The organism is Sphingomonas sp. BRN-1R, from assembly GCF_057748035.1.
Genome location: NZ_CM173236.1, coordinates 2,951,402 through 2,976,849, shown reverse-complemented (window position 1 = coordinate 2,976,849; position 25,448 = coordinate 2,951,402). Strand labels below are relative to the sequence as shown.

Below are 25,448 nucleotides of genomic sequence, written 5' to 3'. Positions count from 1 at the left end.
AGCAATCTGTTTGGAGGTTTCCGTGGCGAAAGCAACCACGCCCGCCGATCTCACCATCACCCCGCGCGACCTTCGGTTCGGTCGCGGCACGCGCATGGCGCGTTGGTGGATGAACGGCGATCCGATCGCGACCGCGTTCTTCAACGCGCTCTCCATCACCTTCCCCAAGGGTGAAGGCTATTTCATCGACAGCGTGCGCGCGTTCCGCGAGGGCACGCCGCCGCGCCTCGCGGCCGAGATCAACGCCTTCATCAAGCAGGAGGTGATGCACACGCGCGAGCATGTCGCGTTCAACCGCCACGTCACCGATCAGGGTTATGACGTGTCGCTGCTCGATGCCCATGTCGACGAGGCGCTCGCGCTGACCGTAGGAAAGCCGCCGATCGCCCGGCTTGCCGCGACGATGGCGCTCGAACATTTCACTGCGATCCTCGCGCACGCGCTGCTCGCCGACCCGCGTTACCTCGAAGGCGCCGAGCCGGAGGCGGCGGCGATGTGGCGGTGGCATGCCGCCGAGGAGATCGAGCATAAGGGCGTTGCCTACGACACCTGGCTGCACGCCACGCGCGACTGGCCGCGATTGCGGCGCTGGGCGGTCAAGGCGCTGGTGATGCTGACGACGACGCGCAAGTTCTTCGTCGGGCGCTATCTCGGCATCCTCGAACTGCTGCGGCAGGACGGGATTACCGGCGTGCGGGCGCATCTCGACGTGCTGCGCTACGCGTTCGTGCGGCCGGGGATGGTGCGCCGAGTCTTCGGCGCATGGTTCGGGTATTTCCTGCCCGGCTTCCATCCTTGGAACAGCGACGACCGCGCGCTGATCGCGCGGGCGGAGAGCGAGTATGCGGCGGCGGTGCTGCCGGGCGCGGTGACGGCTTAGGTCCGACTGCGGCGAAGGCGCATTCCCGCTCCAGCCGTTCCTGCCGAGCGTAGTCAGTCGGGACACCCGCGTTACGCTGCGGGCCTGTCCCTCGCCTCCGCTTGGGAGGAATGGAACTGACCCCGGGCCGTCGCCCCGGCGCAGGCCGGGGCGGCTGCGTAATATCGCGACCGGCTTGCCCCACACGCAGCGGCCCCGGCCTGCGCCGGGGCGACGGTCAGGCGGCGAGGCTCATGTCGGGCATCGCTCGGTCCGCGTCGAGATCGCACGTCAGCAGCACGCTGGCGACCTCACGACCGCGCGCGCGCGAGAAGGTCGATACGGAACCGGTTTCGCGGAAGCCGAGCTTGCCGAGTACGCGCGCCGACGCCGCGTTGTCCTTGAAGTGGCGGGCGCGCAACCGCTTGAGGCCAAGCGCATGCCGCGCCATGTGCAGCACCGCATGGCCCGCCTCGGTGGCGTAGCCGCGCCCCCAGGCGCTCGGGGTCAGCCAATAGCCGAGTTCGGGCACGCCACCCGCCGCGGGTTCGAGCGAGATCGCGCCGATCAGGCGTGGGGCAGGGCCGTCGTGCGCGAGGATCAGCAGCGTCACGTCGTGCGGTCGGCGCGGGATCGCCAGCCAATCGTGGGCGTCGGCCTCCGCATAGGGCCAGGGCACGCGCGAAAGGTTGAGCGCGACGCTCTCATGCGCGACCGCGCGGGTGACGGCGGCCGCATCCTCCGGCCAGCCGGGGCGCAGCGTCAATCTCGGGGTCCGGGCGAACATCTCGAAAACTCTCCTCGTCGGTGCGCTGCGCCTGCCATGCCGGGATGACATGGGGGCGACAGCGCCGGGGAGGGAGCGTGAAAAAAGGGAGCCGGGGCGACCCGTCTCCCTTTTACGATGTCTTGCCGACATCCGGATCGCCCTGGTGGGCAACCCGGCCGGTTGCCCGTTATTCTGCGGCTTGCGCCAGTGCTTCGACCGAGCAGAACTTGCGGCCAAGCTTGCCTTCCTTGAACACCACGCGGCCCTCGACGAGCGCGAAGAGGGTATGGTCGGTGCCCATGCCGACGTTGGTGCCCGGGTAGAACTTGGTGCCGCGCTGGCGCACGAGAATGTTGCCCGGAATGGCGATCTCGCCACCGAACTTCTTCACGCCAAGACGACGGCCGGCCGAATCACGACCGTTACGCGACGAACCGCCTGCTTTCTTATGTGCCATCTCGTGAGACTCCTTACGCCTGCGCCGACTCACCGCCAATGGCGGTGATCTTCAGGATCGTGTGCTGCTGACGATGCCCGTTCTTGCGGCGGTAGTTGTGACGACGACGCTTCTTGAAGACGATGACCTTCTCGGCCTTCGCCTGCGCAATGATTTCCGCCGAGACGGTAAGACCGTCGACCGACTTCAGCTCCGAGCCTTCGCCCGCAAGCAGGACGTCGCCGAGCGTAATCGACGAACCGGCTTCGCCATCGAGCTTCTCGACGACGATCTTGTCTCCGGCGGCAACACGGTATTGCTTGCCGCCCGTGCGCACGATTGCGAACATGGCCCTCATCACTTTCAAAACAGCGGTACCCCACGCTCGGGACGCACCCGGCGCGGGAAAGAAGCGCCAGCTATGCCAAGGTGGCCGCGCTGTCAACCGCAGAAGCATCGAGCCGACGCGGCACGAGGCGCGTTGCAATTTTGCATCATATCGCTGCGAAACCAACTTTCTTCGCAATATGCATCCGGAAACGTGAAGTTTATATTGCATTGCGGCAAGGCTTATGGCCTGTTTCCTTTTGTCGGCAGAAATCGTGATGAATCGGCTGAGTGCCGGTTCGATGTGATCGAGTCGGCAAACGAATGCGCACGGTCGCACAGGCGTATTCGTTTTAGGGGTTCAAGTTCAGTCTCACGATTCTTTGTAGATGCTGCTTTGCGGCAGGGGACGTTGTGCGTGGAAGGAGCGTCGCGTGGCCGCTCCGTGAAAGTGAAATACATGGGCCGGGTAGGTGGCGACATGAACTAACGGGAATGAACGTCTGACATTTAATACTAGACCGGGGGACACCATTAGATGTTGAGGAACTCGATTTCTTTGTTCGCACTGGCTTGCGCGAGCGTGTGGGGCGCACCGGCCCTCGCGGCAACCGCGCCCGCTCCGGCGGTCGAGCCGCCCGCAGCGGCACCGCCCCCCGCCGACCCGGCGGAGGAGACCGCCGCGGCCGACAACGACATCATCGTCACCGGCACCCGCACGACGGGCATGCGCGCCGCCGACAGTCCCGCGCCGATCCAGATCCTCGGTAACGACGCGCTCAAGCGCACGGGTTCACCCGATCTGATCCAGAGCCTCGCGCAGAACCTGCCGTCGATCCAGGCGCAGTCGTTCGGCAGCGATCTCCAGGCGCACAACCTCCAGCTCAAGCTGCGCGGCCTGAGCCCCAACCACACGCTGATCCTCGTCAACGGCAAGCGCCGCCACGGCACCGCCAACGTGTCGGTCGCGGGCGGCCCCTATGGCGGCAGCGCCGCACCGGACATCAGCTTCATCCTGCCCGATTCGATCGACCACGTCGAAGTCCTGCAGGACGGCGCCGCCGCGCAATACGGCACCGATGCGATCGCCGGCGTCATCAACTTCATCCAGAAGACGGCGGACCACGGCGGCGTGCTGAGCGCGACCGGCGGCCGGTATTTCGATCAGGGCGGCCAGTCCTATACGGTCAGCGGCAACATCGGTATCGCACCGTTCGATGGTGCGTACCTCAACATCACCGCCGAGAAGAAGTTCAAGGATTACAGTTTTCGCGGCGACGTGAACCCGCAGGTCTATGGCACCACCGCCGGCGCGCTCGCCTATCTGGCGAAATATCCGCAGATCAAGAACCTGCCCTATTATCCCTACACCAACCGGATCGAGGGCGATCCCAAGATCGACCAGACCTCGGTGATGTACAATGCCGGCTACAAGTTCGGCGATTTCGAACTCTACAGCTTCGGCAGCTACGGCCACAAGATCGCCAGCGCCTATGAGAACACGCGCCCGCCCGACACGGTGGTGAGCGGCGCGAACACGATCGCGGCGGGCGGCGTCGCCGGCGTGCCGCTCTATCCGGGCGGGTTCCAGCCGCAGGAGTCGATTCGCGAGACCGATTATTCGTTCACCGGCGGCTTCAAGGGTGCGTTCGGCGACACGACCTTCGACATCGCCTCGACCTATGGGCGCGATTTTGTCGGCGTGTACGTGCTCAATTCGGCCAACGCGCAATTGTACCGCGACACCGGCACGACGCCGACCACCTTCCACGATGGCGATTTCGTCAACAGCCAGTGGGACAACACACTCGACCTGACACATCCGTTCGACATCGGGCTGGCGGGCGATCTCAACGTCGCGGGCGGCCTCGAATATCGGCACGAGAAGTACCAGCTCCTCGCCGGCGACCCTGCCTCTTATTATGGCGGCGGTGCGCAATCCTTCTTCGGGTACAGCCCCAATGACGCCAGCTCGCACACGCGTGACGTGTTCGCGCAATATCTCGACCTGAGCGTCAAGCCGATCGAGCCGTGGCTGATCGACGGCGCGGTCCGTCATGAGCATTACAGCGATTTCGGCGACACCACCGTGTTCAAGCTGACCACCCGCTTCGATCTGTCGAAGGCGTTCGCGGTGCGCGGCACCGTCTCCACCGGCTTCCGCGCGCCGACGCTGGCGGAGGGCTTCTACTCCGGCATCAACGTCGGCCCGAGTTCGGTCAGCGGCGTGCTGCCGCCCAATTCGGCGGGAGCGGCAGCGCTCGGCTTCGGCGGGTTGAAGCCGGAGAAATCGACCAACTTCAGCCTCGGCTTCGTCGTCAACCCGGCCCCGCGCGTGACCTTCACGCTGGATGGCTACTGGATCGAAATCCGGAACCGGATCGTCATTTCGAGCAGCTTCTCAGGCTTCAGCGGCGGCTATTGTCCGCAAGGGTACACCGCCACCGGTTGCCAGCCGTTCAACGCGGACAATTACGCGATCAACAACCAGCAGGTCGTGCTTAACGCGGTGGCCGGCGCGCTGGGCGGCAGCATCCCGAGTTACGTCCTTCTCAACAACCTCGGCACGCGCAACATCGACGGTTCGGTCTCGATCCAGTCGTTCGTCAACGGCGTGAAGATGCGCACGCGCGGCATCGACTTCGTGGCGAATTACTCGAGCGATTTCGACAGCCTCGGCCATGTCGATTGGGCATTCACCGCGAACTACAACGACAACAAGGTGCTCGGCATCAACCCGCTGCCCTCGGCGCTGTACACCAGCACGACACAGCCGACCAAGACCCAGTTGATCGACCGCTACAGCGTGAGCCAGCTCGAGGAGAGCACGCCCAAGTTCCGCGCGACCGCTTCGGCCTATTGGGAACTCGGCCGGTTCAGCGTGAACCTGCGCGAGAGCTTCTATTCGGTGACGAAGAACCTGACCGCGACACCCGGCAACAGCCCGCTGAAGGGCGCGGACTATGAAATCCGCATCGCTCCGGCGTTCCTGACCGATCTCGAACTGGGCGTTCAGGTGCTCAAGCCGCTCAAGCTCTCGATCGGCGCGAACAACCTGACGAACCATTATCCGACCAAGACGTCCTACGAGTACATTCGCGGGCCGCAGCTCGCCTCGGGGTCGCGCACCTACTCGACCAACGTCTATCCGACCTTCTCGCCGTTCGGCATCAACGGCGGTTACTATTACGCCCGCGCTACGCTGCGCTGGTGAGGTTCGCGGGCGGCGGCCGGCAGGTCGCCGCCCGGCACTCGCTGATCCCCGGCGAGGGCCGGGGGCCAGTTGAATAGGCGGTCGTAATAGAGTGCAGCGCTTCCCTGCCGCCGTTCCGGGACCGGACCCCGGCCTTCGCCGGGGATCAGCTAAGCGTCAGCGGGAAGGGCAACCTTGCCCCAGGCGTCGATCAGTGACGGTGTTCGCGGCGCAGCGTGTAGCGCCCATCGGCATAATCGGTGAACAGGCCGGAGATCGCGGGATGGTCGACCGGTTCGTCGGTGTCGTCCGCCACCAGGTTCTGCTGGCTGACATAGGCGACGTAGGTCGATTCCATGTTCTCCGCGAGCAGGTGGTAGAACGGCTGGTCCTTGCGCGGGCGGGCGCTCTCGGGGATCGATTCGTACCATTCCTCGCTGTTGGCGAAGACCGGATCGACATCGAAGATCACACCGCGGAAATCGAAGCTGCGGTGGCGCACCACGTCGCCGATCGCGAAGCGCGCGTGCGCGATGGCGGGGAGGGGCGTGCTGTCGTCGAAAGGGGGAACGGAAAGGGTCGATCGCTGCATGAACCCCAATCTAGGGCGTGTTCGCGGCTGCACAAGAAGATTGCGACGATCGGACTTGTGCGGGGAAGAATCTTCGATTAGTAGCGCCCGCTCACCGACCGGTACGGGGTCGCGGCTTCGGCTTGCGGACTCGTATCAACGACCTCGCGGAGAGGTGGCAGAGTGGTCGAATGTACCGCACTCGAAATGCGGCGTGGGTGCAAGCTCACCGTGGGTTCGAATCCCACCCTCTCCGCCACTTCCTGTTTTGATTGGGATCGTAAGACCGCCGCATGGCTTATAAGGAACCTTCGTTCAAAGATCGCGCGTCGCTGTCGGCGGATGCGAAGCAGCGCGCACTCGAAAAGCTGAAGGCCAAGCCGCCGCTCGACCCTGAAGTCGTCGCCCAGCGCCTGGCCGCGCGCGAAGCGAAGGAGGCCGCCGAGGCGCAGAAGCGGGCCGACAAGAAGGCCGCGATCGAACAGGCCAAGCTCGACAAGATCGCCAAGGCGGAAGAAGCCAAGCGTGCCGCAGAGGAAGCCGCGCAAAAGGCGCAGATGACCGAAGCCGAGAAGAAGGCCGCGCGCGACGCACGCTATGCGGCGCGGAAAGCCCGCAAGAAATAATCTTCGTCGCCCCGGCACGGGCCGGGGGCGCAGCCGTTCCCCGTCGCCCCGGCGTAGGCCGGGGTCGCTGGGTTAAGACCACCCGATTCGCCAAGCTAGACAGCGGTCCCGGCCTGCGCCGGGGCGACGCTCCGGCTCAGCGTTCCGGCAGATTGTCCGCCAGTTCCTTCAGCCACGCCGCCGCCGTCCCGTCCGACGGCGCGCGCCAGTCGCCGCGCGGCGACAGCGCACCACCCGCCGACACCTTCGGCCCGTTCGGGATCGCCGAGCGCTTGAACTGGCTCGTCACGAAGAACCGGTGAAGGAACTTCTCCAGCCACGCGCGGATCACCGGCAAGTCGTAGGCGACCCGCGCCGCCTCCGGCACGTCGCGCGGCCAGCGCCCCGCCGCCGCATCCTGCCACGCATGCAGCGCGAGGAAGGCGATCTTCGACGGCGCCATGCCGTGCCGCACGACATAGTGCAGGAAGAAATCGTTGAGCGCATACGGCCCGATCTTCGATTCGGTGCTCTGGATCAGCCCGTTGGCATCGGCCGGCACCAGCTCGGGTGAAATCTCGGTGCCGAGGATCGCGGCGAGGACGTGATTGGTTTCCTCATCAAACTGGCCGCTCGAAATGCACCAGCGGATCAGGAACTGGATCAGCGTCTTGGGCACGCCTGCATTGACGGTGTAGTGGCTCATCTGGTCGCCGACGCCATAGGTGCACCAGCCCAGCGCCAGTTCGGACAGATCGCCGGTGCCGACCACCAAGCCATTGTGGTGGTTGGCGAGACGGAACAGATAGTCGGTGCGCAAACCCGCCTGCACATTCTCGAACGTCACGTCGTACACCGGCTCACCCTCGGCGAAGGGGTGATGCATATCGGTGAGCAACTGGCGCGCGGCCGGGCGGATGTCGATCTCCTCGGCGGTGATGCCGAGCGCACGCATCAGCGTCCACGCATTGCCCTTGGTGCCCTCGCTCGTCGCGAAGCCCGGCATCGTATAGCCGAGAATGTCCGAGCGCGGTCGCCCGAGCCGGTCGAGCGCCTTGGCGGCGACGATCAGCGCGTGCGTCGAATCGAGCCCGCCCGAAATCCCGATCACCAGCCTCTGCGCGCGCGCCGCCTCCATCCGCTTGGCGATGCCCTGCACCTGGATGTTGAACGCCTCGTAGCAATCCTCGTCGAGCCGTTCGGGCGTGTTGGGCACGAACGGGAAGCGGCGGACTTCGCGGCGGAGCCCGACATCGGCGAAATTGGGCCGATGCTCGAACGCGATGCGGCGGAAACGTGTCTCCGGGTGGCCGCTAAGAATCGCCGAATCGTTGAACGTGCCGACGCGCAGCCGCTCCTCGATCAGTCGCCCGCAATCGATATCGGCATAGACCGCCGCATCCGCCTCTCCGAAGCGTGCCGATTCGACCAGCAACTCGCCCAACTCGTGGATCATGCCCTGGCCGTCCCAGGCGAGATCGGTAGTGCTCTCGCCCGGCCCGGCGGCGGAATAGACATAGCCGCATACGCCGCGCGCGCTCTGCGCCGCGCACAGCAGCGCGCGCTCGCGTGCCTTGCCGATCACGATGTTCGACGCCGACAGGTTGCAGCACACCAACGCGCCCGCCAGCGCGCCGGCGGTGGAGGGCGGGGTGGGCGCCCAGTAATCCTCGCAGATCTCGGCATGGAAGACGAAGTGCGGCAGGTCGGACGCGGCGAAGATCAGGTCGGTGCCGAACGGCACGGTCTGCCCCGCGACGTTCGTGTCGAGCCCGGTCAGCCCCATGCCGCTCGCAAACCAGCGCTTCTCGTAATATTCGCGGTAGTTGGGCAGGAACGTCTTGGGCACCACGCCCAGCACCCGCCCGCGCGCGATCACCACCGCGCAATTGTAGAGCCGGGCGTTTCGCACCAGCGCGGCGCCGACCACCAGCACCGGCCGCAACGCCGCGCTCGCCGCGACGATCTCGCCGAGCGCCGCATCGGTTGCGCGCCGGATCGCATCCTGCATGTGCAGATCGTCGATCGCATAGGAGGTGACGCCGAGTTCGGGGAACACCAGCAGGTCCGCGCCCTCGGCATCGCCGGCGCGCGCCAGCGCGATCGTCGCGGCGGCATTGGCGGCGGGATCGCCGACGCTGGCGCGCGGGGTGCAGGCGGCCGCGCGGATCATGCGGTGGTGGTGGATCGAGTGGAACGGATGCGTGTTCGCCATGGCCGGGCGTAACCTCCTTCACGCGGGATTGTCACGCATGCTAACGTCGCAAACGGCCTAACGGGAGCAAGAACCATGAAGATCAGCGCGCGCAACCAGATTTCCGGCACCGTCACCGCGATCACGCCGGGCGCGGTCAACGGCACGGTCAAGGTCGATATCGGCGGCGGCACCATCGTCACCTCGAGCATCACCGAGGAAGCGATCGCGGATCTCGGCCTCGCGATCGGCGACAGCGTAACCGTGATCGTCAAGGCGAGCGACGTGCTGATCGGCAAGTGAGCGTCCTGCGCGTCGGTGCGCTCAAGCTGAAGGCGCAGCTCTATTGCGGCGAGGAGCCGGCGATCGGGCCGGGTAAGGCCGATCTGCTTGAAGCGATCGATCGCACCGGCTCGATCTCGGCGGCGGGGCGCGCGCTCGGCATGAGCTATCGCCGCACCTGGCTGCTGGTCGACAGCATGAACCGCTGCTGGCAGCACCGGCTGGTCGACACCACCGCAGGCGGCGGTCAGGGGCGCGGCGCGCGGCTGACCGAGACCGGGCGCACCGTGCTGGCCGCCTACCGCGCGCTGGAGACGCGGCTGGCGGAGGCGGCGGCGAGCGACGACTTCAAGGATCTCAGCCGGCTGCTGCGCGACACGCCGCTGCCGCCCACCGCCTGAGCCGCACGCTTTTACGAGTTGACGCACCGCAGCAAGCACATAGTTTGCCCCGCATTCAACAAGGAGAATGTGGGTGGCGGTTTCAAACGGGGTGATACTGGCGGCGGCTGCGCTTGCGGCGCTCACACCGGCAGTCGCGGTGGCGGCGTCGCATCCGGCCGCCGAGGCGCAGGCGCTCGACATGGCGAAGAAGACGATCGCCTTCCGATCGGTGCGCGGCCCCGGTAACCAGACGCCGCAGGTGCTCGCCTATCTGAAGGATCAGCTCGTCGCCGGCGGCTTCAAGGCCGAGGACGTGACGATCACGCCCGTGGACGACACCGCGTACATGATCGCGCGCTGGCCGGGCAGCGACCCCAAGGCGAAGCCGCTCGTCATCTCCGGCCATATGGATGTGGTCGAAGCCAAACCCGCCGACTGGAAGCGCGATCCGTTTACGCCCGTGGTGGAGAACGGCTATCTGTTCGGGCGCGGCGCGACCGACATGAAGTTCGAAGGGGTGATGGCGGTCGCGTCGCTGATCGAACTCAAGCGCGAGGGGTATAAGCCGCGCCGCGACATCATCATCGAATTCTCGGGCGACGAGGAAACCGTGATGAAGTCCAGCGAGATCATCGCCGGCAAGCTCACCAACGCCGATATCGTCATCAACATCGACGGGGGCGGCGGCGAACTCGATGAGAAGACCGGCAAGCCGCTCTACTATAGCTGGGAAGGCGCCGAGAAAAGCTATTCCGATTTCGAGCTGACCGTCACCAATCCGGGCGGCCATTCCTCCGCGCCGCGCAAGGACAATGCGATCAACCAGCTCGCGGCGGCGCTCGTCAAAATCGGGCGCTATCAGTTCAAGCCGGAGGTGAGCGACCTCACGCGCGCCTATTTCGTACAGGCCGCGAAATATGAGAGCCCGCAGATCGGCGCGGCGATGCGCGCGTTCGCGGCGAATCCGGCAGACCCGGCAGCGATCGCGACGCTCACCGCCGACCCGTCGACGATCGGCAAGATCGGCACCACCTGCGTCGCGACGATGATCGGCGGCGGCCATGCCGAGAATGCGCTCCCCCAGCGCGCGACCGCCAACATCAACTGCCGCATCTTCCCCGGCCACAAGCCGGCCGACATCATGGCGGAGCTGGCGCGGGTCGCCGCCGATCCGGCGGTGACGTTCAAGGATGTGACGGCAGGCTCGGTCGCCACGCCCGCGTCGCCGATGCGGCCCGATTTCATCAAGGCGGTGACGACCGCGATCGGCAAGGTCTATCCCGGCGTGCCGGTCTTCCCCGCGCAATCCTCGGGCGCGAGCGACAGCATGTGGTTCCGCGCCAAGGGCGTGGACAGCTATGGTGCCAGTCCGCTGTTCATCAAGCCTTCGGACGAGTTCAGCCATGGCCTGAACGAGCGCACGCCGATCGCCAACGTGGCGCCGTCGATCACCTATTATCTCTCGCTGGTGACGGACCTCTCGAAATGACGATGCGCGGCGCGGGTGTTGACCCGCGCCGCGCCCGTGCGGCTTAGAACCAGGAGACGGCGGCCCAGATCAACGGCACCCATAAGGCCAGCGACAGCGGCACGGCGAGGGTGAGCGCGCGGATCACCTCGGTCTCATGACCGAGATCGCGCGCGATCGGTCGGCGCATCGGTGCGGCCCGCCACATCGGGCGCGGCAGCGCGCGGGCCCGGCTGGGATGTTGAGTGCTGCGGGTTTCCGCAAAGGGTTTCATCGGGCGACCTATCGAGTGGCGTTGCTACGTGTGATGTGATGGTTGCCCATTCACCCGTCAATGCCGCCGCAAGTCACGGTTTTTGCGAGACTTTATTGCATTGCAGCGTAGCGTTATGATGGCGTTGCCGATTGCCCGCATCGCGTGCCCGATTTCAGCCGTTTCTGCGCGCTTTGGATCGAAAATGGTGCGGCTTACCCATTTTGCGCCGCACTGTAGAAGACCGAAATAAATTTTTCGGTTCGTCGCTCGCCGGGCTCGTTTGGTCGCTCTTACGCCGGCCGCGTGATTCGGGAGCTTTGGCACCGGCGGGCAGAAAGCCCTTTTGCGCCGACATGGTTTATCGAGTCGCGCTACCTCTCTACCCCCGCTAAAAAGCGCGGCGATGCCCCGCTCCGTCACACACTCTGGGCCGACCCAGACCAGCCCCCGCTGGCCGCCGCGTCTGATCGAAGCCGCGCTCGCGCTGCACGACAACCGCCTGTCCGATGCCGAGCCGCGGCTGCGCGCGCATCTGAAGGACGACCCGTTCGACGTCGGCGCGATCCGCATGATGGCCGAACTGGCCGGGCGGATCGGGCGCTACAAGGATGCCGAAGCGTTGCTGCGCCGTGCGCTGGACCTGTCGCCCGGTTTCACCGCCGCGCGGGCCAATCTCGCGATCGTGCTCCACCGCCTCAATCGTCCGGTCGAGGCGATCGAGCAGCTCGATATCGTCAATGCGGACGAACCCGATCAGCTTGGTCACGCCAATCTGAAGGCGGCGGCGCTCGGCCGGATCGGCGGCTTCGACGAGGCGATCGCGCTGTACGAACAGGTGCTGGCGAAAGCCCCCGAGCAACCGCGCGTGTGGATGAGCTACGGGCACATGCTCAAGACGGTTGGGCGGCAGGCGGACGGCATCGCCGCCTATCGCCGCGCATTGTCGCTCGCGCCCGCACTCGGCGAGGCGTGGTGGAGCCTCGCCAATCTCAAGACGATCCGCTTCGACGATGCCGATATCGCCGCGATGGAGGGGGCGCTCGCGCGCGCCGACATATCGGACGAAGATCGCTTCCACCTCGATTTCGCGCTCGGCAAGGCGCAGGAGGATCGCCGCAATGCCGCCGCCGCCTTCGCGCATTATGCCGCCGGCAATGCGCTGCGCCGCGCGTCGGTGGTCTATGCGCCAGACGAGACCGAACGCTTCGTCGATGCCAGCATCGCGCTGTTCACGCCCGAGTTCTTCGCGGCGCGGGGCGGGCAGGGGCATCCCGCGCCCGACCCGATCTTCGTGCTCGGCATGCCGCGCGCCGGCTCGACGTTGGTTGAGCAGATCCTGTCGAGCCACAGTCAAGTCGAAGGCACGTCGGAGCTGCCGGACATTCCCGCGATCGCGCGGCGGATCGCCGGCTATCCGCAGGCGGTGGCTGATCTGACACCTGACCAGCTTGCCGCGATGGGGGAAGAATATCTCAAGCGCGCCGCGATCCAGCGCCGCACCGACAGGCCGTACTTCATCGACAAATTGCCCAACAACTGGGCGCATGCCGGGTTGATCCGGCTGATCCTGCCCAACGCGAAGATCATCGACGCGCGCCGCCACCCGCTCGGCTGCTGCTTTTCCAACTTCAAGCAGCATTTCGCGCGCGGGCAGGCGTTCAGCTACGACCTCGCCGAGATGGGGCGCTACTACCGCGATTACGTGCGGTTGATGGCGCATTTCGATGCCGCGATGCCCGGCCGCCCGCACCGGGTGATCTACGAGAGCATGGTGGACGATACCGAGGCTGAGGTGCGTGCGCTGCTGGTGGCGTGCGGGCTGGAGTTCGAACCCGCGTGCCTCGCCTTTCACGAGACCGAACGGGCGGTGCGCACCGCCAGTTCCGAACAGGTGCGCCGCCCGATTTTCAGCGAGGGCAAGGCGGCGTGGCTGCCGTTCGAGCCCTGGCTCGATCCGCTGAAAGCCGCGCTGGGCGACGTTTTGCCTTCCTACCCCGACGTTCCGCGCGGCTGAGCCCGAGCCTCCAGCAACAGAGCGTTGCAATTCTGCCACGCGCGCGTCGTGAAATGACACGGGCATGACATGGCCGATTGACGATTGCTGCACCGCCGCACACCCTTGGCAGGAACGATCGGTTCCTTGGGGGAATGGGAATGACTTTTCGGGGTGGCGCGGTCGCGTCGATGTTGCTGGCGTCGGCGGCCTTTGTACCGGCGCTCGCTCAGGCGCAGACGCAGGCCGACGTGCCACCGCCGTCCGCAACCGCTCCGGCAACCGACCAGCAGCCCGATACCGCCGACATCGTCGTCACCGCGCAGAAGCGCGAGGAGAGCCTGTCCAGCGTGCCGATCAGCATCCAGGCGATCGGCACCAAGCGACTCGATCAGCTCAACATCAGCAATTTCAACCAATATACCCAGTTGCTGCCCTCAGTCGCGTTCCAGACGACGCAGCCGGGCTCGACCACCGTCTATATGCGTGGCGTGGCATCGGGCGGGGACGGCAACCACTCGGGCTCGTTGCCCTCGGTCGGCTTCTACCTGGACGAACAGCCGATCACGACGATCGGCGGCACGCTCGACATCCACATCTACGATATCGCCCGGATCGAAAGCCTCGCCGGGCCGCAGGGCACGCTCTACGGCGCCTCGTCGGAGGCGGGCACCGTTCGCATCATCACCAACAAGCCCGATCTCAGCCACTTCTACGGACGTGTCGATGGCGAGGTGAACACGGTCGATCACGGTGGCGTCGGCGGCAAGATCGAGGGGATGATCAACGCGCCGATCAACGCGATCATGGCGTTGCGCGTATCGGGCTTCTACGAGCGCGACGCGGGGTACATCGACAACGTGGCCGGCTGCCGCAGCTACCTGCCCGAGCCGACCGCGACCGCCTGCACCGCGACCAACGGCGGCATCGTCGTCAACAATGCAGCTTTCGTGAAGAAGGACTATAACGAATCGGACCTGTGGGGCGGCCGCGCGGCGCTGAAGATCGACCTCGACGATAGCTGGACGGTCACGCCGACCGTTCTCTACCAGGAGGCGAAGTACCACGGCGCCTATGCGATGGACCCCAAGGTCGGCGATCTTGAGGTGCAGCACTTCTTCCCCGAATACCGCCACGACCGCTTCGTCCAGGCGGCGCTGACGATCGAGGGCAAGATCGGCAATTGGGATCTCACCTATGCCGGCGCCTATCTCGACCGGCAGGACCAGCAGTCGAGCGATTACACCGATTATGCCGAGGCCTATGACGCGCTCTATGCGTCGGTGGGCGGCAACGCCGGCTATTTCTACTTCCACGACAAGAACGGCAATACGATCGACCCGCGCCAGAACATCATCGGCACGGATCATTTCAAGAAGATGAGCCAGGAACTGCGCGTCGCCTCGCCGCAGGACGAGCGCTTCCGCGTGGTGTCGGGGCTGTTCTATCAGCGCCAGAGCAACCTGATCCACCAGGACTATCAGGTTCCCGGGCTCGCCCCCGAACTGTCGGTCAACGGCCGTCCCGGCACCTTGTGGTTCACGCAGCAGCACCGCGTCGATAAGGATTACGCGATCTTCGGCGAGGCATCGTTCGATATCGTGCCGACCCTGACGTTCACCGCCGGCGGTCGCGGCTTCATCTATGACAATTCGCTGATCGGCTTCTACGGCTTCGGTCGCAATCCGGGGGATGGCTTCACCGCCACCCCGTACAATGCGGCCGGCAGCTCGCGCACCGGTGCGGCGGCATGCTTCACCACCACCGGGCAGCGGCTCGGCGATGCGCTGGCGGCGGGAGTCGTCAACCCGACGCTGCTACCCTCCTCGGTGGCGGGCGCGCCGTGTACCAACCTCGGCAATTACGTGCTCGGTTCGGGGGTCGAGCCGGTCAAGGCGTCGGGGCAGGGGTTCACCCACAAGCTGAACCTGACGTGGAAGCCGAGCAAGGACTTTCTGCTCTACGGCACCTGGTCGCGCGGGTTCCGGCCGGGCGGCATCAACCGCCGCGCCGATTCGCCGCCTTATGCGTCCGACTTCCTGACCAACTACGAGATCGGCGCGAAGACGACGCTGCTCGGCGGCAAGATGCACGTCAACGTCGCCGCCTATCAGCAGAATTGGGACAAGTTCCAGTTCTCCTTCCTCGGCGCGAACAGCTTCACGATCATCAGCAACGGGCCGAACGCACGCATCCGCGGCGTCGAGGCGGACGCGAACCTCACGCTCGGCGGCCTCGTGCTGACCGCTGCGGGCGCGTACACCGATGCCAAGACGCTCAACGATCTGTGCGCCACGCAGGTGTGCAGCGGCGACGGCAGCGATATCCTCGCGCCCAAGGGCACGCGCCTGCCGATCACGCCGCGCTTCAAGATCAATGGCACCGCGCGCTACACGGTGCCGGTCGGCAGCGCCAAAGCCTATGCGCAGCTGCTCGTCGCGCACCAGAGTTCGGCCTCCTCGGACATCCGCCTCGTCCAGGCCGCGCAACTCGGCCGGTTGAAGCAATATACCACCGGCGATCTGGCGGTGGGCGCGGATTTCGCGAGTTTCAATCTCGAGTTGTTCGTGCAGAACCTGTGGGACGAACGCGCGCAGCTATCGCGCTATGAGGAATGCGGCAGCTGCGGGCAGCGGCCGTACATCGTCACCAGCACGCCACGAACGATCGGGGTACGCGGCGGGATGAAGTTCTGACGGGCTCCTGAGCGGAGGGAGCGGGCGCGCCGGAGCTTTGGGGAAGGCTCCGGCGCGCGATCGGGCGTGTCGCGGCTTCACCTGTCATATTTCAGGCGCGCGGCTAACATGGATCAGCACGATCGCCGCGCGGTCTTCACCCGTTGTTTAAGGCCGCGCTGATAGCCGTGTCTCGCGAGGGATGCCCCCCGCGCGAGGGTAAGCGTATGCAGTCAGGGTGCCAGGGTTGTCGGTCGGAAGGTCGCACGTTCGATATCGCGATGGCGTTCCAGCCAATCGTCGACGTCGAAACCGGACGCCCGTTCGCCTACGAGGCACTAGTTCGCGGCAGCAACGGCGAAAGCGCGGGCGAGGTGCTCGGCTACGTCACGCCCGACAACCGCTACGCGTTCGATCAGCAATGCCGCGTGGCGGCGATCGAGGGCGCGGTGGCGGCGGGCATCCTCGATACCGATGCACGCCTGTCGATCAACTTCCTGCCCAATGCCGTCTATTCTCCCGTCGCCTGCATTCAGCTGACGCTCAAGACCGCGCGTGCCTGCGGGTTTCCGACCGACCGGCTGATCTTCGAATTTACCGAGAATGAGGAGATGGCCGACACCGAACATGTTCGGAACATCGTCGACACCTATCGCAAGATGGGGTTCGGCACCGCGATCGACGATTTCGGGGCCGGCCATGCCGGGCTCGGGCTGCTCGCCAAATTCCAGACCGATTACATCAAGCTCGACATGGATCTGGTGCGCGGGATCGACGGGAGCTTGCCGCGCCGCATGATCGTCGAAGGCGTGCTGCGGATCGCCGCGTCGCTCGGCATCGTCGTCATCGCCGAGGGGATCGAGGCGGTAGCCGAGTATGACGTGCTGCGCGCGATGGGCGTCCGCTATATCCAAGGGTATCTGCTGGCACGTCCGGGCTTCAAGGTGCTGCCGGAGATCGTGATGCCGGGCGGGCGGTACGCGGCGGTCGCCTGAGGGATGTCGTAGGCGGTGTGATCGGGTGAGGCTGACACGAGAGGTAATCCCGCGTCTTCGTCGGACGGGTTCGGCTGCGCCGACCCGCCGGGCACCCCGCAAAGTCATACTTTGCGGGGTGCCCCTCGGCCGGTCGAGCACCGTCTCGCGAACAGCAGGGCTATTCGCGTGCGGTCAGCAAATGACGCGTAGCGTTATTTGCTTCGCTCGACCTGCTCGAATTCCAGCTCGACCGGCGTCGCACGCCCGAAGATCGACACCGAAACCTTGACGCGACTGCGGTCGAAATCGAGTTCCTCGACCACGCCGTTGAAGCTCGCGAACGGACCGTCGAGCACCTTGACCGAATCGCCGATCTCGAAATCGACCTTGACCTTCGCCTTGGGGGCGGCGGCGGCTTCTTCCTTGGAGTTGAGCATCCGCGCGGCCTCGGCCTCGCTGATCGCCTGCGGCTTGCCCATCGAGCCGAGGAAGCCGGTCACCTTGGGGGTGTTCTTGACGAGGTGGTACACGTCGTCGTTCATGTTGAGCTTGGCGAGCACATAGCCCGGCATGAACTTGCGCTCGACCGCGATCTTCTTGCCGCGCCGCGCCTCGGTGACGGTTTCGGTCGGTACTTCGATCTGCTCGACGAGCTGCTCGAGGCCCATGCGGGTCGCCTCGGCCATGATCGAATCGCGAACCTTGCCCTCGAAACCCGAATAGGCGTGGATGATGTACCAGCGTGCCATGTGTCGTCCCGTAATCAGTTTGCGAGGCTGAGCAGAAATTTGACGATCAGTTCGAAGATCGTGTCGATCCCGAAGAAGAACACCGCCAGCAGGGTGGTCATGATCATCACCATCACGCCGGTCATGATCGTTTCGCGCCGCGTCGGCCACACCACCTTGGCGGTTTCGGCGCGCACCTGCTTGTAGAACTCCATCGGGGTCGTCTTGGCCACTGTCTGCACTCGCCTTTGTTCGCCGAAAGCGGGACATGGGTCCGCCGTCCGGCCCCGCCAAGGGGCCGACGACGTATGTTCCCGATTTCGGAATGGGAAAGCGTTACTGCCGGCGATCCGGAAAATCAAGCGCGGCGCGTAAGAGAGTGGCAGGGGAGCTCGGACTCGAACCGAGGGCCTTCGGTTTTGGAGACCGACGCTCTAACCAACTGAGCTACACCCCTGTGCGGAGGCGGTCTTTAGCGCCGCCTCCGAAGGACTTCAAGCGGCGATATCGTATGGCTTGATCTCGCCGTTCAGATACAGGTTGCGCGCCTTCGCGCGGCTGAGTTTGCCCGAGGAGGTACGCGGCAGCGTGCGTGGCGGAATCAGCTCGATCACGCAGTTCATGCCCGTCACCGATCGCACGCGCTCGCGAATCTCGTCGCGCAGCCGCACGCGCTCGGCATCGTCGCTGCTGCGGCACTGGACGAGCACGGCGGGCGTCTCCTCGCCGCCGGGCGTGGTGATCGCGAACGCCGCGATATCGCCCGCCTTGAAGCCCGGAAGCTGCTCCACCGCCCATTCGATATCCTGCGGCCAGTGATTGCGGCCGTTGACGATGATCATGTCCTTGGCGCGACCGACGATGTAGATGTAGCCGTCCGACATGTAACCCATGTCGCCGGTGTCGAGCCAGCCGTCGGTGAGGCACGCGTCGGTCGCCTCGGAATCGCGGAAGTAGCCGACCATCACCGACGGGCCGGAACACCACACCTTGCCAATCGCGCGTTCGGGCAGAGGGGTGCCGTCTTCCTCGCGGATCTCGACCTTCATGTCGCGCACCGGCTTGCCGCAATTGACGATGGCGCGGTAGCGCTGCGGGCGGTCCTGCCCGGCGGCGACACCCGAAAGCTGCGTCTCCTCGACCAGCTCGACCCGAATGCCTTCGCCCGGCGGCATGATCGACACCGCCAGCGTCGCCTCGGCAAGCCCGTAGCTTGGCAGGAACGCGCTCGCCTTGAAGCCGGCATCGGCGAAGGCGTCGACGAAATCCTGCATAACGTCGGGGCGAATCATGTCCGCGCCATTGCCCGCAAGCCGCCAGCGCGACAGGTCGAACCGTTCGGACGCGCGCGTCTGGCTGGAGATGCGGCGCGCGCAGATGTCATAGCCGAAGGTCGGCGAATAGCTGATCGAATTGCCCGGATTGCGGCTGATGAGATCGAGCCAGGCGAGCGGGCGGCGCGCGAAATCCTCGGTCTTGAGGTAATCGGCCGAGACCTGGTTGGCGACCAGCGACAGGAAGCAGCCGACCAGCCCCATGTCATGATACCAGGGCAGCCACGAGATGCAGCGGTCCTGCGTGCCAAGCTGCATGCCATGGCTGTGCGCGGCGAGATTGTTGAGCAGCGCGCGGTGGGTGATGACCACGCCGTGCGGGAAACGCGTCGAGCCGCTCGAATATTGCAGATAGGCGATGTCGTCGGACGAGGCGGCGGGCAGCGGCGCCTCTGGCGCGGGGCGCTTGGCGAAACTGTCCCAGTCGAACCCTTCGGTGCCGACCAGCCGCGCGGCTTCGCCGGCCATCTGGGCCAGCTCGGGCGGATAGACCAGCATCTTGGGGTCGCAGCTCGAAAGCTGGACGCGCAATTGCTCGATATAGGATTCACGCCCGCCGAACGAGGTCGGCAGCGGCAGCGGCACCGGCCATGCACCGGCATAAACCACGCCGAAGAACAAGGCGGCGAATTCCGGCCCGGTTTCCGCCACCAGCGCGATGCGGTCCTGCGGCTGCACGCCCGCCGCGATCAGCCGCCGCGCGGCCGCCAGCGCATCGTCGCGCAGCTCGGCGAAGGGGTAGGGGCGCACCAGATTGCCGCGCGCATCGTGGAAGTTCAGGCCGCGCGCGCCGGTCGCCGCATAATCGAGCGCTTCGCCCAACGTCGCGAAGTCGGCAAAGCGCCGGACCAGCCCATCTTCGGTCGGGGTTGAGGCAAGTGCCAGTTTTTCCAGCGCTTCTCCTGAGCCCGCAATCTTCGTCGTCATTATCGTCTGCGCCCTTGGTTGCGGACTTCGTCCAGCTCCGCCGCGATCTAAGCGTGCACCCCTGCTCTCGCCAAGCGTTCAAAATCGGTTTCGACTGTGGCACAATGATGGCGCAATGTCTCGCCCCAACCCCGACAGCCGCCGCCAGGCGCCGCCGCCGCTCGATCAGGCCGCGCTGGAGCGGCTCGCGTTGCGCTATGTCGAGCGCTTCGCGACCACCCGCGCCCGGCTGGCCGAGTATCTCGCGCGCAAGATCCGCGAGCGCGGGTGGGAGGGGGCGAGCGCCGACCCGCGCGCGCTGGCGCAGAAGCTGGCGGACCTCGGCTATATCGACGATCGCGCGTTCGGCGAAGCGCGCGCGGGGGCGATGATGCGGCGCGGGCTCGGGCGGCGGCGGGTCGACGGGGCGATGCGCGCGGCTGGGCTCGATGCGGAGGACGCGGCGGCGATCGCGCCCGGCGTCGCCGCCGGTGCGGATGCGGCCGCACTCGCCTTCGCCAAACGGCGGCGGATCGGCCCGTTCGCGACCACGCTGCCCGATCGTCCTACCCGCCAGAAGCAGATCGCGGCGATGATCCGCGGCGGCCACGACATGGATCTTGCGCGAAAAATCGTGAATATGGCCCCCGGAGAGACGTTGGAGCCGTTCGACTGACCTTTTGCACGGAGCCCCGGCATGCTAATCTCCCGCCACGGGGGATTGTTATTCATGCGTAACGAGACACTCTCTGCTGCGGATCAGAGCGGCTGGAGCGAAACGGATGGAGGCGGCGTGCCGGGCGAACCGCAGGGGCTGCCGCATAGCGGCGTGGTCAAATGGTTCGACGTCACGCGCGGCTTCGGCTTTCTCGTCGCCGACGATCCGGCGGCGGGCGACATCCTGATCCATTTCTCGGTGCTGCGCCTGCACGGCCGGCGCAGCCTGCCCGAAGGCGCGCGCGTCGAGTGCCTGGCGGTGCCGCGCGATCGTGGGCTGCAAGCCAGCGAGATCCTGACGATCGACCTCACCAACGCCGTCGAGCCGCCGGTGCGGGTGCGCACGGGTGGGGAGCGGGTCGATCCGGTCGCGCTGATCGCATCGGCCGGCGCGTTCGAGCCGGTGCGGGTCAAGTGGTTCAACCGGCTGAAAGGCTATGGTTTCCTGCTGCGCGCGCGCGACGGCAGCGACGTGTTCGTCCATATGGAAACGCTGCGCCGCGCCGGGCTGGGCGAGGTCGAGCCCGACCAGCCGCTCAGCGCGCGCATCGTCGATGGCGGCAAGGGGCCGCTCGCCGTGCTGGTTCAGGGGCCGGCGGGTGATGATCGCGGTTGAAGGCGGCGGCGCCACAGGCTAAGCGGCGGATATGGGACTGAACCTCAATCCATTCACCTGGTGGACCGGCGCCACCCTCGGCACCGTCATCGGGCTACGCGGCAAGACGCAGGTCGGCGAAGATGCGCTCGGCAACGTCTATTACCAGGGCGGCCGCGACACCGCGGGCAACCCGCGCCGGTGGGTGATCTACAACGGGTCGAACGACGCGAGCCGGATCGCGCCCGAATGGTTCAGCTGGCTGCACCATCAGGTCGACGACGTGCCCTCGCGCGCGCTGCCCGCGCCGCGTGCATGGCAGAAGGAAGCGACGCCGAACCTCACCGGCACCGCGCTCGCCTATCGTCCGCCCGGCGCACTCGAAAAGGGCGGTCACCGCGCGGCCGCGACGGGCGACTACGAAGCCTGGACGCCCGACGCGTGACGATGCGGCTGCTGGGCGGGGCGGCGCTCTGCGCGCTGCTCGCCTGCGGCGGATGCGGCAAGGGCGATCAGGCGAGCCCCACGCCCGAGGAGAAGGCGACGCCGCGCACCGCGCTCGATGAGGAGAGCGGCCCGTCCGACATCGTCACCGTCGATGTCAACCACGATACCGATCCCTCGCTCGGCGCGACGCCGATGGCGCAGCGCGTCGCGGTGCTTGGCGTGCTCAACAAACGCAACGGTGCAACACGCGAGGTGACGCTCAAGCCCGGGCAGGCGGCACGGATCGGCGATGCGGTGATCCGCCTGCGCGCGTGCGAACAGACCGCCCCGTGGGAGCCCGACCATTATACCGGCGCGTTCGTCCAGCTCGACGTCAAGCAATATGATCTCAAGTGGCACCGCGTGTTCTCGGGCTGGCTCTACAAGGAGCGGCCTTCGCTCAACGTCGTGCTCAACCCGATCTACGACGTCTGGCCCAAGAGCTGCGCGATGACCTTCCCCGAAGGCGGCCCCGATTCGGTCGCGATCGGCAACGAGGCGGGCGCTGTACGGTCGAGCGCGAAGAAGTCGGCCGGGCCGGAGGGCGACACCGCCCCGGCGACGGCGACCGACCCCTCCAATGCGGCCGACAGCAGCCCGAGATAAGCCGCACGCGACACCTCCACCGCGCCGAGCGAGGCGAGGTGATCGGTCATGAACTGACAGTCGAGCAGCGCGAACCCACCAACGCGCAGCCGTGCCACCAGCCATGCGATCGCCACCTTGGAGGCATCGCGCGCGCGGCTCACCATGCTCTCGCCGAAGAACGCCCGGCCGAGCGCGAGGCCGTACAATCCACCGACCAGCCTGGCGCCGTCCCACACCTCGATCGAGTGCGCGAAGCCCATCGCGTGCAATTCGCAGAACACGCGTTCGATCTGGCCGTTGATCCAGGTGTCGGGGCGATTGGCGACGCTCTGCGCGCACAAGGCGATCATCTCGGCAAAGGCGGTGTCGGCGGTGACGCGGTAGCGATCGGCCGCGATCGTCTTCTTTAGTGAATGCGACAGGTGGAAGCCGTCGAGCGGCAGGATCGCGCGCTGGCGCGGCTCGACCCAATAGACGCTGTCGGCGTCGCGCGAATCGGCCATCGGGAACACACCGACCGAATAGGCGCCCAGCACCAGTTGCGGATCGAGCTGCGTCTTGCCGGCGGCGGGATCGCTGCGTGGGGCTCTCATCGCGTCGCTGTCATGCCGCGAGCCGGCGCTCGATCGCCTGCCACGTTTGCGCGAACGCCTTGCCGCTCGCCGATCTGGCGGCGAACGCGCCTACAGGCTCGCGCCGGGTCGTCATCGATTCGATCACGCTCGCCATCGGAATGACCGGCCAGTCGGGATGCGCGTCGAGCGCGGCGGCGTGGAGCTTGCGGCGGCGATCGACCATCGAGTGGACCGGCAGCACGTTCGCCTTCGCGCCGAGATGCCTGAGCACCTCGGCAAACGCGCGTTCGGACAGCGGCGAGGGGATGACCGGCACCACGATCAGATCGGCGGCGCGCATGACCTGATCGCTGGTTTCGGTGAGGCCGGGCGGGCAATCGAGCAGGATGCGATCGTAGCTCTTGCGCAGGCCGGCGAGCAGCTTCTGCAACCGCTTCTTGCGGTCGAGTTCGTGGAACAGCACGTCGAGCCCGCGCAGCGACGCGTCCGCACCGATCAGGTCGAGCCGCGGCACCGCCGTCGGGCGGACGAGGTCGCCTGCATCGGCATCCTTGAGGAACACCGATTGCGCCGTCGCGCGTGTTTTCGACGTGGCCAGCATGAAGGTGCTGGCGGCCTGCGCATCGAGATCCCACAGCAAAGTGAGCCGGGACGACAGCGTCGCGGCGCACCAGGCGAGGTTCACGGCGAGCGTCGTTTTGCCGACGCCGCCTTTGAGGCTATAGATCGCAATGGTCGACACGAACGAACCTCCCGGAGCCGAGACGCTATATCGTGGCGGGGCGATTGGCTAGGCGGCGAGCGCCGCCCGCGCGGTTCAGGCCTTGCAGGCCTGGGCCGGCTTGCCGGGCATGGTGAGCGTGATGCCGGTCTTGTCGCCCTTCACCTCGAAGCCATCCGCCTTATAGGCATCGCCGGCTTTGTCGGCGGTCAGCTTGGTGACGCTGCCTTCCTTCTCCGGCTTGATGAGCACCTGCTTGTCGCCCTGGAAGAAATCGACGATGTGGACGCTCTGATCCTTGCAGCGGAAAGTGACTTCCGAGGTCATCATCGGCGGCAGTTCGACCGGCTTGCGCTTGGCCAGTTCGGCGGCGTTGGGATCAGGCGAGGTCGAGGTGACTTCGGTCGGCTTGTTGTCGCACGCGGCGAGCGAAAACAGGGCCAGAGCGGCGGCGGGGAGGAGCAGCTTTTTCATGGTGCGACTGCTTCGCTCATGGCAAACAGCGCGTCAACTACCTTGTCCACGCAACAAAATGTTTTTGCTGTGCCGCGATAAGAATGGCGGTTTTGTCGGAGGCGTTCGTTCGACCGTGGATTAGAAGCTCATCCGTCGCAATACGCCCTCAGGCCCTGCCAGACCGCCGACTTCGCTGCCAGACCGATCGTGTGCATCGGGCTGCTCGACGGCAGCGCCAGTGTCGCGAAGCGCGCCGCTTCGACACCGAGCTGGCGCATGCCGTGCGTGTAGGAGGTCGCCCCGTTGAAGCCGATCGCGCGCAGCGCAGGCAGGGTGGCGACGAGCGCGGCAAGATCGTTGGCGCTGACGTCGCGCAGCGCGGCATCGGTGCTGCCCTGCCGCCGCGCGCTCGCCACCACGTCCCACAGCCCCACATGGCGTGCGAGCAGCCGCGCCAGCCGCGCGTCATAGTCGAGCGCGACAAGGTCTTCGCCCAGCACGTCCGACATCAGCCGCCAGAACTGATTCTGCGGGTGCGCGTAATAGCGCGCCGCCGCCAGCGACCGCTCGCCCGGCAGGCTGCCGAGCACGAGTATGCGGACGTGAGGATCTACGACGGGCGGGAAGGAGCGCTTCAGCGTCATGCGGCGGCGGTGATGTCGGTCCGCGCGAAATCCTCGCCCTTGTAGAGCAGCGGCTCTCCCGTCGCCTTGGCGAGCGCGTAGGCGAAACAGTCGCCGAAATTGAGCCGCGCGCCCTCGCCGATGCCGATGCCGTAGGTGCGATAGGCTTCGTGTCCGATCCTGGCCTGTTCGGCCGTAACGGATTCGATCGTAAGTGAGACCTCTGCGGTGAACGCGGCGAAACTCGTTTCGAGTAGCGGATCGCCGCGGCGCGTCAGCACGGCGGCAAGTTCGATCCACGTTCCTGCCGAGACGCGTCGCAGCGGTGCCGTCGCCATGCGGGCCGCGAAAAGCTCGGCGTCGGGCTCGTTCAGGATGACGGCCATGATCGCCGATGTATCGACGATCATTTCGGCAGGCCGTCCTCGTAGATCTCGTCCATGATCTCCTTGGAGGTTTTCCCCTCCCATTCCTTGGGAAGATGTTTCCGCAGTTCGGCAGCGGCGGCCATGATCCGGCGCACCTTCTCCTGCACCGCCGCGTCGCGTTCGCGGGCTTCGCGCTCCAGCGCCGCGCGGATCACCGCCGTGACCGATTCGCCGCGCGCGTCGGCCAGTTCGCGCGCCAGTCGGACCGTCGTCGCGTCCTTGATGTTGAGCTGCACACCCATGATCTACCTCCGCAGCACGGCTTATACCACAAGCACAGATTGCCGCCACCCAGACAAGCAT

Annotated in this window: 27 protein-coding genes, 2 tRNA genes and 1 pseudogene; 14 read left to right on the top strand and 16 right to left on the bottom strand. The window is 66.0% G+C overall.

Annotated elements, in window-relative coordinates:
- Positions 1–22 precede the first annotated feature (22 nt).
- On the top strand, positions 23–880 hold the full coding sequence (locus AC3ANX_RS13865; RefSeq protein WP_488333850.1) for a metal-dependent hydrolase: 858 nt from the start codon (positions 23–25) through the stop codon (positions 878–880).
- 217 nt (positions 881–1,097) lie between these two features.
- Here AC3ANX_RS13865 and AC3ANX_RS13860 read toward each other — a convergent pair whose 3' ends face one another.
- The 3 genes from AC3ANX_RS13860 to rplU form a co-directional block, all read right to left on the bottom strand.
- On the bottom strand, positions 1,098–1,646 hold the full coding sequence (locus tag AC3ANX_RS13860; RefSeq protein ID WP_488333849.1) for a GNAT family N-acetyltransferase: 549 nt from the start codon (positions 1,644–1,646) through the stop codon (positions 1,098–1,100).
- Positions 1,647–1,815: 169 nt separating this feature from the next.
- A complete protein-coding gene (gene rpmA, locus AC3ANX_RS13855) occupies positions 1,816–2,085 on the bottom strand; it encodes a 50S ribosomal protein L27 (RefSeq protein ID WP_242150837.1) in 270 nt (89 codons plus the stop codon).
- Positions 2,086–2,098: 13 nt separating this feature from the next.
- Positions 2,099–2,413 carry a 50S ribosomal protein L21 gene (gene rplU, locus AC3ANX_RS13850; RefSeq protein ID WP_488333848.1) on the bottom strand — a complete coding sequence of 105 codons (315 nt, stop codon included), beginning with the start codon at positions 2,411–2,413 and terminating at the stop codon, positions 2,099–2,101.
- Between the two features lie 537 nt (positions 2,414–2,950).
- Here rplU and AC3ANX_RS13845 point away from each other — a divergent pair.
- Positions 2,951–5,605: a TonB-dependent receptor plug domain-containing protein gene (locus tag AC3ANX_RS13845; RefSeq protein ID WP_488333847.1), complete on the top strand. Its 2,655-nt coding sequence runs from the start codon at positions 2,951–2,953 to the stop codon at positions 5,603–5,605.
- A 190-nt stretch (positions 5,606–5,795) separates the two neighbouring features.
- On the opposite strand, the gene hspQ is transcribed toward AC3ANX_RS13845, so the two are convergent.
- Positions 5,796–6,176, bottom strand: a complete 381-nt coding sequence (gene hspQ / locus AC3ANX_RS13840) for a heat shock protein HspQ (RefSeq protein ID WP_488333846.1) — start codon at positions 6,174–6,176, stop codon at positions 5,796–5,798.
- A gap of 148 nt (positions 6,177–6,324) precedes the next feature.
- Here hspQ and AC3ANX_RS13835 point away from each other — a divergent pair.
- Positions 6,325–6,414: transfer RNA gene (locus AC3ANX_RS13835), tRNA-Ser, on the top strand.
- A gap of 34 nt (positions 6,415–6,448) precedes the next feature.
- On the top strand, positions 6,449–6,781 hold the full coding sequence (locus AC3ANX_RS13830) for a DUF6481 family protein (protein ID WP_488333845.1): 333 nt from the start codon (positions 6,449–6,451) through the stop codon (positions 6,779–6,781).
- 136 nt (positions 6,782–6,917) lie between these two features.
- On the opposite strand, the gene AC3ANX_RS13825 is transcribed toward AC3ANX_RS13830, so the two are convergent.
- A complete protein-coding gene (locus AC3ANX_RS13825) occupies positions 6,918–8,975 on the bottom strand; it encodes an NAD(+) synthase (protein WP_488333844.1) in 2,058 nt (685 codons plus the stop codon).
- Between the two features lie 75 nt (positions 8,976–9,050).
- Between AC3ANX_RS13825 and AC3ANX_RS13820 the strand changes: the two genes are divergently transcribed.
- The 3 genes from AC3ANX_RS13820 (at position 9,051) to AC3ANX_RS13810 (ending at position 11,108) form a co-directional block, all read left to right on the top strand.
- Positions 9,051–9,257: a TOBE domain-containing protein gene (locus AC3ANX_RS13820; protein ID WP_488333843.1), complete on the top strand. Its 207-nt coding sequence runs from the start codon at positions 9,051–9,053 to the stop codon at positions 9,255–9,257.
- Positions 9,258–9,262: 5 nt separating this feature from the next.
- Positions 9,263–9,637, top strand: a complete 375-nt coding sequence (locus tag AC3ANX_RS13815) for a winged helix-turn-helix domain-containing protein (RefSeq protein ID WP_488336955.1) — start codon at positions 9,263–9,265, stop codon at positions 9,635–9,637.
- A gap of 73 nt (positions 9,638–9,710) precedes the next feature.
- Complete coding sequence (locus AC3ANX_RS13810; protein WP_488333842.1) at positions 9,711–11,108, top strand: M20/M25/M40 family metallo-hydrolase; 1,398 nt, start codon at positions 9,711–9,713, stop codon at positions 11,106–11,108.
- Positions 11,109–11,151: 43 nt separating this feature from the next.
- Here AC3ANX_RS13810 and AC3ANX_RS13805 read toward each other — a convergent pair whose 3' ends face one another.
- Positions 11,152–11,361: a hypothetical protein gene (locus tag AC3ANX_RS13805; protein ID WP_488333841.1), complete on the bottom strand. Its 210-nt coding sequence runs from the start codon at positions 11,359–11,361 to the stop codon at positions 11,152–11,154.
- Between the two features lie 385 nt (positions 11,362–11,746).
- Here AC3ANX_RS13805 and AC3ANX_RS13800 point away from each other — a divergent pair, with 385 nt between their 5' ends.
- The 3 genes from AC3ANX_RS13800 (at position 11,747) to AC3ANX_RS13790 (ending at position 17,006) form a co-directional block, all read left to right on the top strand.
- Positions 11,747–13,357, top strand: coding sequence for a sulfotransferase family protein (locus AC3ANX_RS13800; protein ID WP_488333840.1), 1,611 nt, complete (start codon positions 11,747–11,749; stop codon positions 13,355–13,357).
- Between the two features lie 140 nt (positions 13,358–13,497).
- The gene (locus AC3ANX_RS13795) at positions 13,498–16,032 is read left to right on the top strand and encodes a TonB-dependent receptor (protein WP_488333839.1); all 2,535 of its coding nucleotides are present in this window, start codon (positions 13,498–13,500) and stop codon (positions 16,030–16,032) included.
- A 206-nt stretch (positions 16,033–16,238) separates the two neighbouring features.
- Positions 16,239–17,006, top strand: a complete 768-nt coding sequence (locus AC3ANX_RS13790) for an EAL domain-containing protein (protein WP_488333838.1) — start codon at positions 16,239–16,241, stop codon at positions 17,004–17,006.
- Positions 17,007–17,200: 194 nt separating this feature from the next.
- Here the strand turns inward: AC3ANX_RS13790 and nusG are convergent, their stop codons facing one another.
- From nusG to AC3ANX_RS13770, 4 genes are all read right to left on the bottom strand, one after another.
- Complete coding sequence (nusG, locus tag AC3ANX_RS13785) at positions 17,201–17,737, bottom strand: transcription termination/antitermination protein NusG (protein WP_488333837.1); 537 nt, start codon at positions 17,735–17,737, stop codon at positions 17,201–17,203.
- Between the two features lie 14 nt (positions 17,738–17,751).
- Entirely contained in the window at positions 17,752–17,949 is a 198-nt protein-coding gene (gene secE, locus AC3ANX_RS13780) for a preprotein translocase subunit SecE (protein ID WP_488333836.1), read from the bottom strand.
- A 147-nt stretch (positions 17,950–18,096) separates the two neighbouring features.
- Positions 18,097–18,173, bottom strand: a tRNA-Trp gene (locus AC3ANX_RS13775).
- A gap of 37 nt (positions 18,174–18,210) precedes the next feature.
- Positions 18,211–19,977: a fatty acyl-AMP ligase gene (locus AC3ANX_RS13770; RefSeq protein WP_488333835.1), complete on the bottom strand. Its 1,767-nt coding sequence runs from the start codon at positions 19,975–19,977 to the stop codon at positions 18,211–18,213.
- Between the two features lie 115 nt (positions 19,978–20,092).
- Here AC3ANX_RS13770 and AC3ANX_RS13765 point away from each other — a divergent pair, with 115 nt between their 5' ends.
- From AC3ANX_RS13765 to AC3ANX_RS13750, 4 genes and pseudogenes are all read left to right on the top strand, one after another.
- The gene (locus tag AC3ANX_RS13765; protein WP_488333834.1) at positions 20,093–20,632 is read left to right on the top strand and encodes a regulatory protein RecX; all 540 of its coding nucleotides are present in this window, start codon (positions 20,093–20,095) and stop codon (positions 20,630–20,632) included.
- 54 nt (positions 20,633–20,686) lie between these two features.
- Entirely contained in the window at positions 20,687–21,289 is a 603-nt protein-coding gene (locus tag AC3ANX_RS13760; protein ID WP_488333833.1) for a cold-shock protein, read from the top strand.
- A 31-nt stretch (positions 21,290–21,320) separates the two neighbouring features.
- Positions 21,321–21,713 (top strand): NADH:ubiquinone oxidoreductase subunit NDUFA12, encoded by a 393-nt coding sequence (locus AC3ANX_RS13755; RefSeq protein WP_488333832.1) that lies wholly within the window; start codon positions 21,321–21,323, stop codon positions 21,711–21,713.
- 2 nt (positions 21,714–21,715) lie between these two features.
- Positions 21,716–22,141: pseudogene (locus tag AC3ANX_RS13750) on the top strand (DUF2155 domain-containing protein); the annotation flags it as partial.
- A gap of 35 nt (positions 22,142–22,176) precedes the next feature.
- On the opposite strand, the gene aat reads toward AC3ANX_RS13750, so the two are convergent.
- The 6 genes from aat to AC3ANX_RS13720 form a co-directional block, all read right to left on the bottom strand.
- A complete protein-coding gene (gene aat, locus AC3ANX_RS13745) occupies positions 22,177–22,935 on the bottom strand; it encodes a leucyl/phenylalanyl-tRNA--protein transferase (RefSeq protein WP_488333831.1) in 759 nt (252 codons plus the stop codon).
- A 10-nt stretch (positions 22,936–22,945) separates the two neighbouring features.
- On the bottom strand, positions 22,946–23,659 hold the full coding sequence (locus AC3ANX_RS13740; protein WP_488333830.1) for a ParA family protein: 714 nt from the start codon (positions 23,657–23,659) through the stop codon (positions 22,946–22,948).
- A gap of 75 nt (positions 23,660–23,734) precedes the next feature.
- Complete coding sequence (locus AC3ANX_RS13735; RefSeq protein ID WP_488333829.1) at positions 23,735–24,112, bottom strand: hypothetical protein; 378 nt, start codon at positions 24,110–24,112, stop codon at positions 23,735–23,737.
- Between the two features lie 128 nt (positions 24,113–24,240).
- Positions 24,241–24,738, bottom strand: coding sequence for a DNA-deoxyinosine glycosylase (locus AC3ANX_RS13730; protein ID WP_488333828.1), 498 nt, complete (start codon positions 24,736–24,738; stop codon positions 24,241–24,243).
- A complete protein-coding gene (locus AC3ANX_RS13725) occupies positions 24,735–25,127 on the bottom strand; it encodes a type II toxin-antitoxin system VapC family toxin (RefSeq protein WP_488333827.1) in 393 nt (130 codons plus the stop codon). Before AC3ANX_RS13725 ends, AC3ANX_RS13730 begins: the two co-directional genes overlap by 4 nt.
- A complete protein-coding gene (locus AC3ANX_RS13720) occupies positions 25,124–25,381 on the bottom strand; it encodes a type II toxin-antitoxin system VapB family antitoxin (protein ID WP_488333826.1) in 258 nt (85 codons plus the stop codon). Before AC3ANX_RS13720 ends, AC3ANX_RS13725 begins: the two co-directional genes overlap by 4 nt.
- Positions 25,382–25,448: the final 67 nt, after the last annotated feature.

Excerpts from the sequence above, each read along its gene's own strand:
- AC3ANX_RS13860 (WP_488333849.1), bottom strand. The coding sequence starts at position 1,646 with ATGTTCGCCCGGACCCCGAGATTGACGCTGCGCCCCGGCTGGCCGGAG.
- rpmA (WP_242150837.1), bottom strand. The coding sequence starts at position 2,085 with ATGGCACATAAGAAAGCAGGCGGTTCGTCGCGTAACGGTCGTGATTCG.
- rplU (WP_488333848.1), bottom strand. The coding sequence starts at position 2,413 with ATGTTCGCAATCGTGCGCACGGGCGGCAAGCAATACCGTGTTGCCGCC.
- hspQ (WP_488333846.1), bottom strand. The coding sequence starts at position 6,176 with ATGCAGCGATCGACCCTTTCCGTTCCCCCTTTCGACGACAGCACGCCC.
- AC3ANX_RS13830 (WP_488333845.1), top strand. The coding sequence starts at position 6,449 with ATGGCTTATAAGGAACCTTCGTTCAAAGATCGCGCGTCGCTGTCGGCG.
- AC3ANX_RS13825 (WP_488333844.1), bottom strand. The coding sequence starts at position 8,975 with ATGGCGAACACGCATCCGTTCCACTCGATCCACCACCACCGCATGATC.
- AC3ANX_RS13820 (WP_488333843.1), top strand. The coding sequence starts at position 9,051 with ATGAAGATCAGCGCGCGCAACCAGATTTCCGGCACCGTCACCGCGATC.
- AC3ANX_RS13805 (WP_488333841.1), bottom strand. The coding sequence starts at position 11,361 with ATGAAACCCTTTGCGGAAACCCGCAGCACTCAACATCCCAGCCGGGCC.
- AC3ANX_RS13800 (WP_488333840.1), top strand. The coding sequence starts at position 11,747 with ATGCCCCGCTCCGTCACACACTCTGGGCCGACCCAGACCAGCCCCCGC.
- AC3ANX_RS13795 (WP_488333839.1), top strand. The coding sequence starts at position 13,498 with ATGACTTTTCGGGGTGGCGCGGTCGCGTCGATGTTGCTGGCGTCGGCG.
- AC3ANX_RS13790 (WP_488333838.1), top strand. The coding sequence starts at position 16,239 with ATGCAGTCAGGGTGCCAGGGTTGTCGGTCGGAAGGTCGCACGTTCGAT.
- nusG (WP_488333837.1), bottom strand. The coding sequence starts at position 17,737 with ATGGCACGCTGGTACATCATCCACGCCTATTCGGGTTTCGAGGGCAAG.
- AC3ANX_RS13770 (WP_488333835.1), bottom strand. The coding sequence starts at position 19,977 with ATGACGACGAAGATTGCGGGCTCAGGAGAAGCGCTGGAAAAACTGGCA.
- AC3ANX_RS13765 (WP_488333834.1), top strand. The coding sequence starts at position 20,093 with ATGTCTCGCCCCAACCCCGACAGCCGCCGCCAGGCGCCGCCGCCGCTC.
- AC3ANX_RS13760 (WP_488333833.1), top strand. The coding sequence starts at position 20,687 with ATGCGTAACGAGACACTCTCTGCTGCGGATCAGAGCGGCTGGAGCGAA.
- AC3ANX_RS13755 (WP_488333832.1), top strand. The coding sequence starts at position 21,321 with ATGGGACTGAACCTCAATCCATTCACCTGGTGGACCGGCGCCACCCTC.
- aat (WP_488333831.1), bottom strand. The coding sequence starts at position 22,935 with ATGAGAGCCCCACGCAGCGATCCCGCCGCCGGCAAGACGCAGCTCGAT.
- AC3ANX_RS13735 (WP_488333829.1), bottom strand. The coding sequence starts at position 24,112 with ATGAAAAAGCTGCTCCTCCCCGCCGCCGCTCTGGCCCTGTTTTCGCTC.
- AC3ANX_RS13730 (WP_488333828.1), bottom strand. The coding sequence starts at position 24,738 with ATGACGCTGAAGCGCTCCTTCCCGCCCGTCGTAGATCCTCACGTCCGC.
- AC3ANX_RS13725 (WP_488333827.1), bottom strand. The coding sequence starts at position 25,127 with ATGATCGTCGATACATCGGCGATCATGGCCGTCATCCTGAACGAGCCC.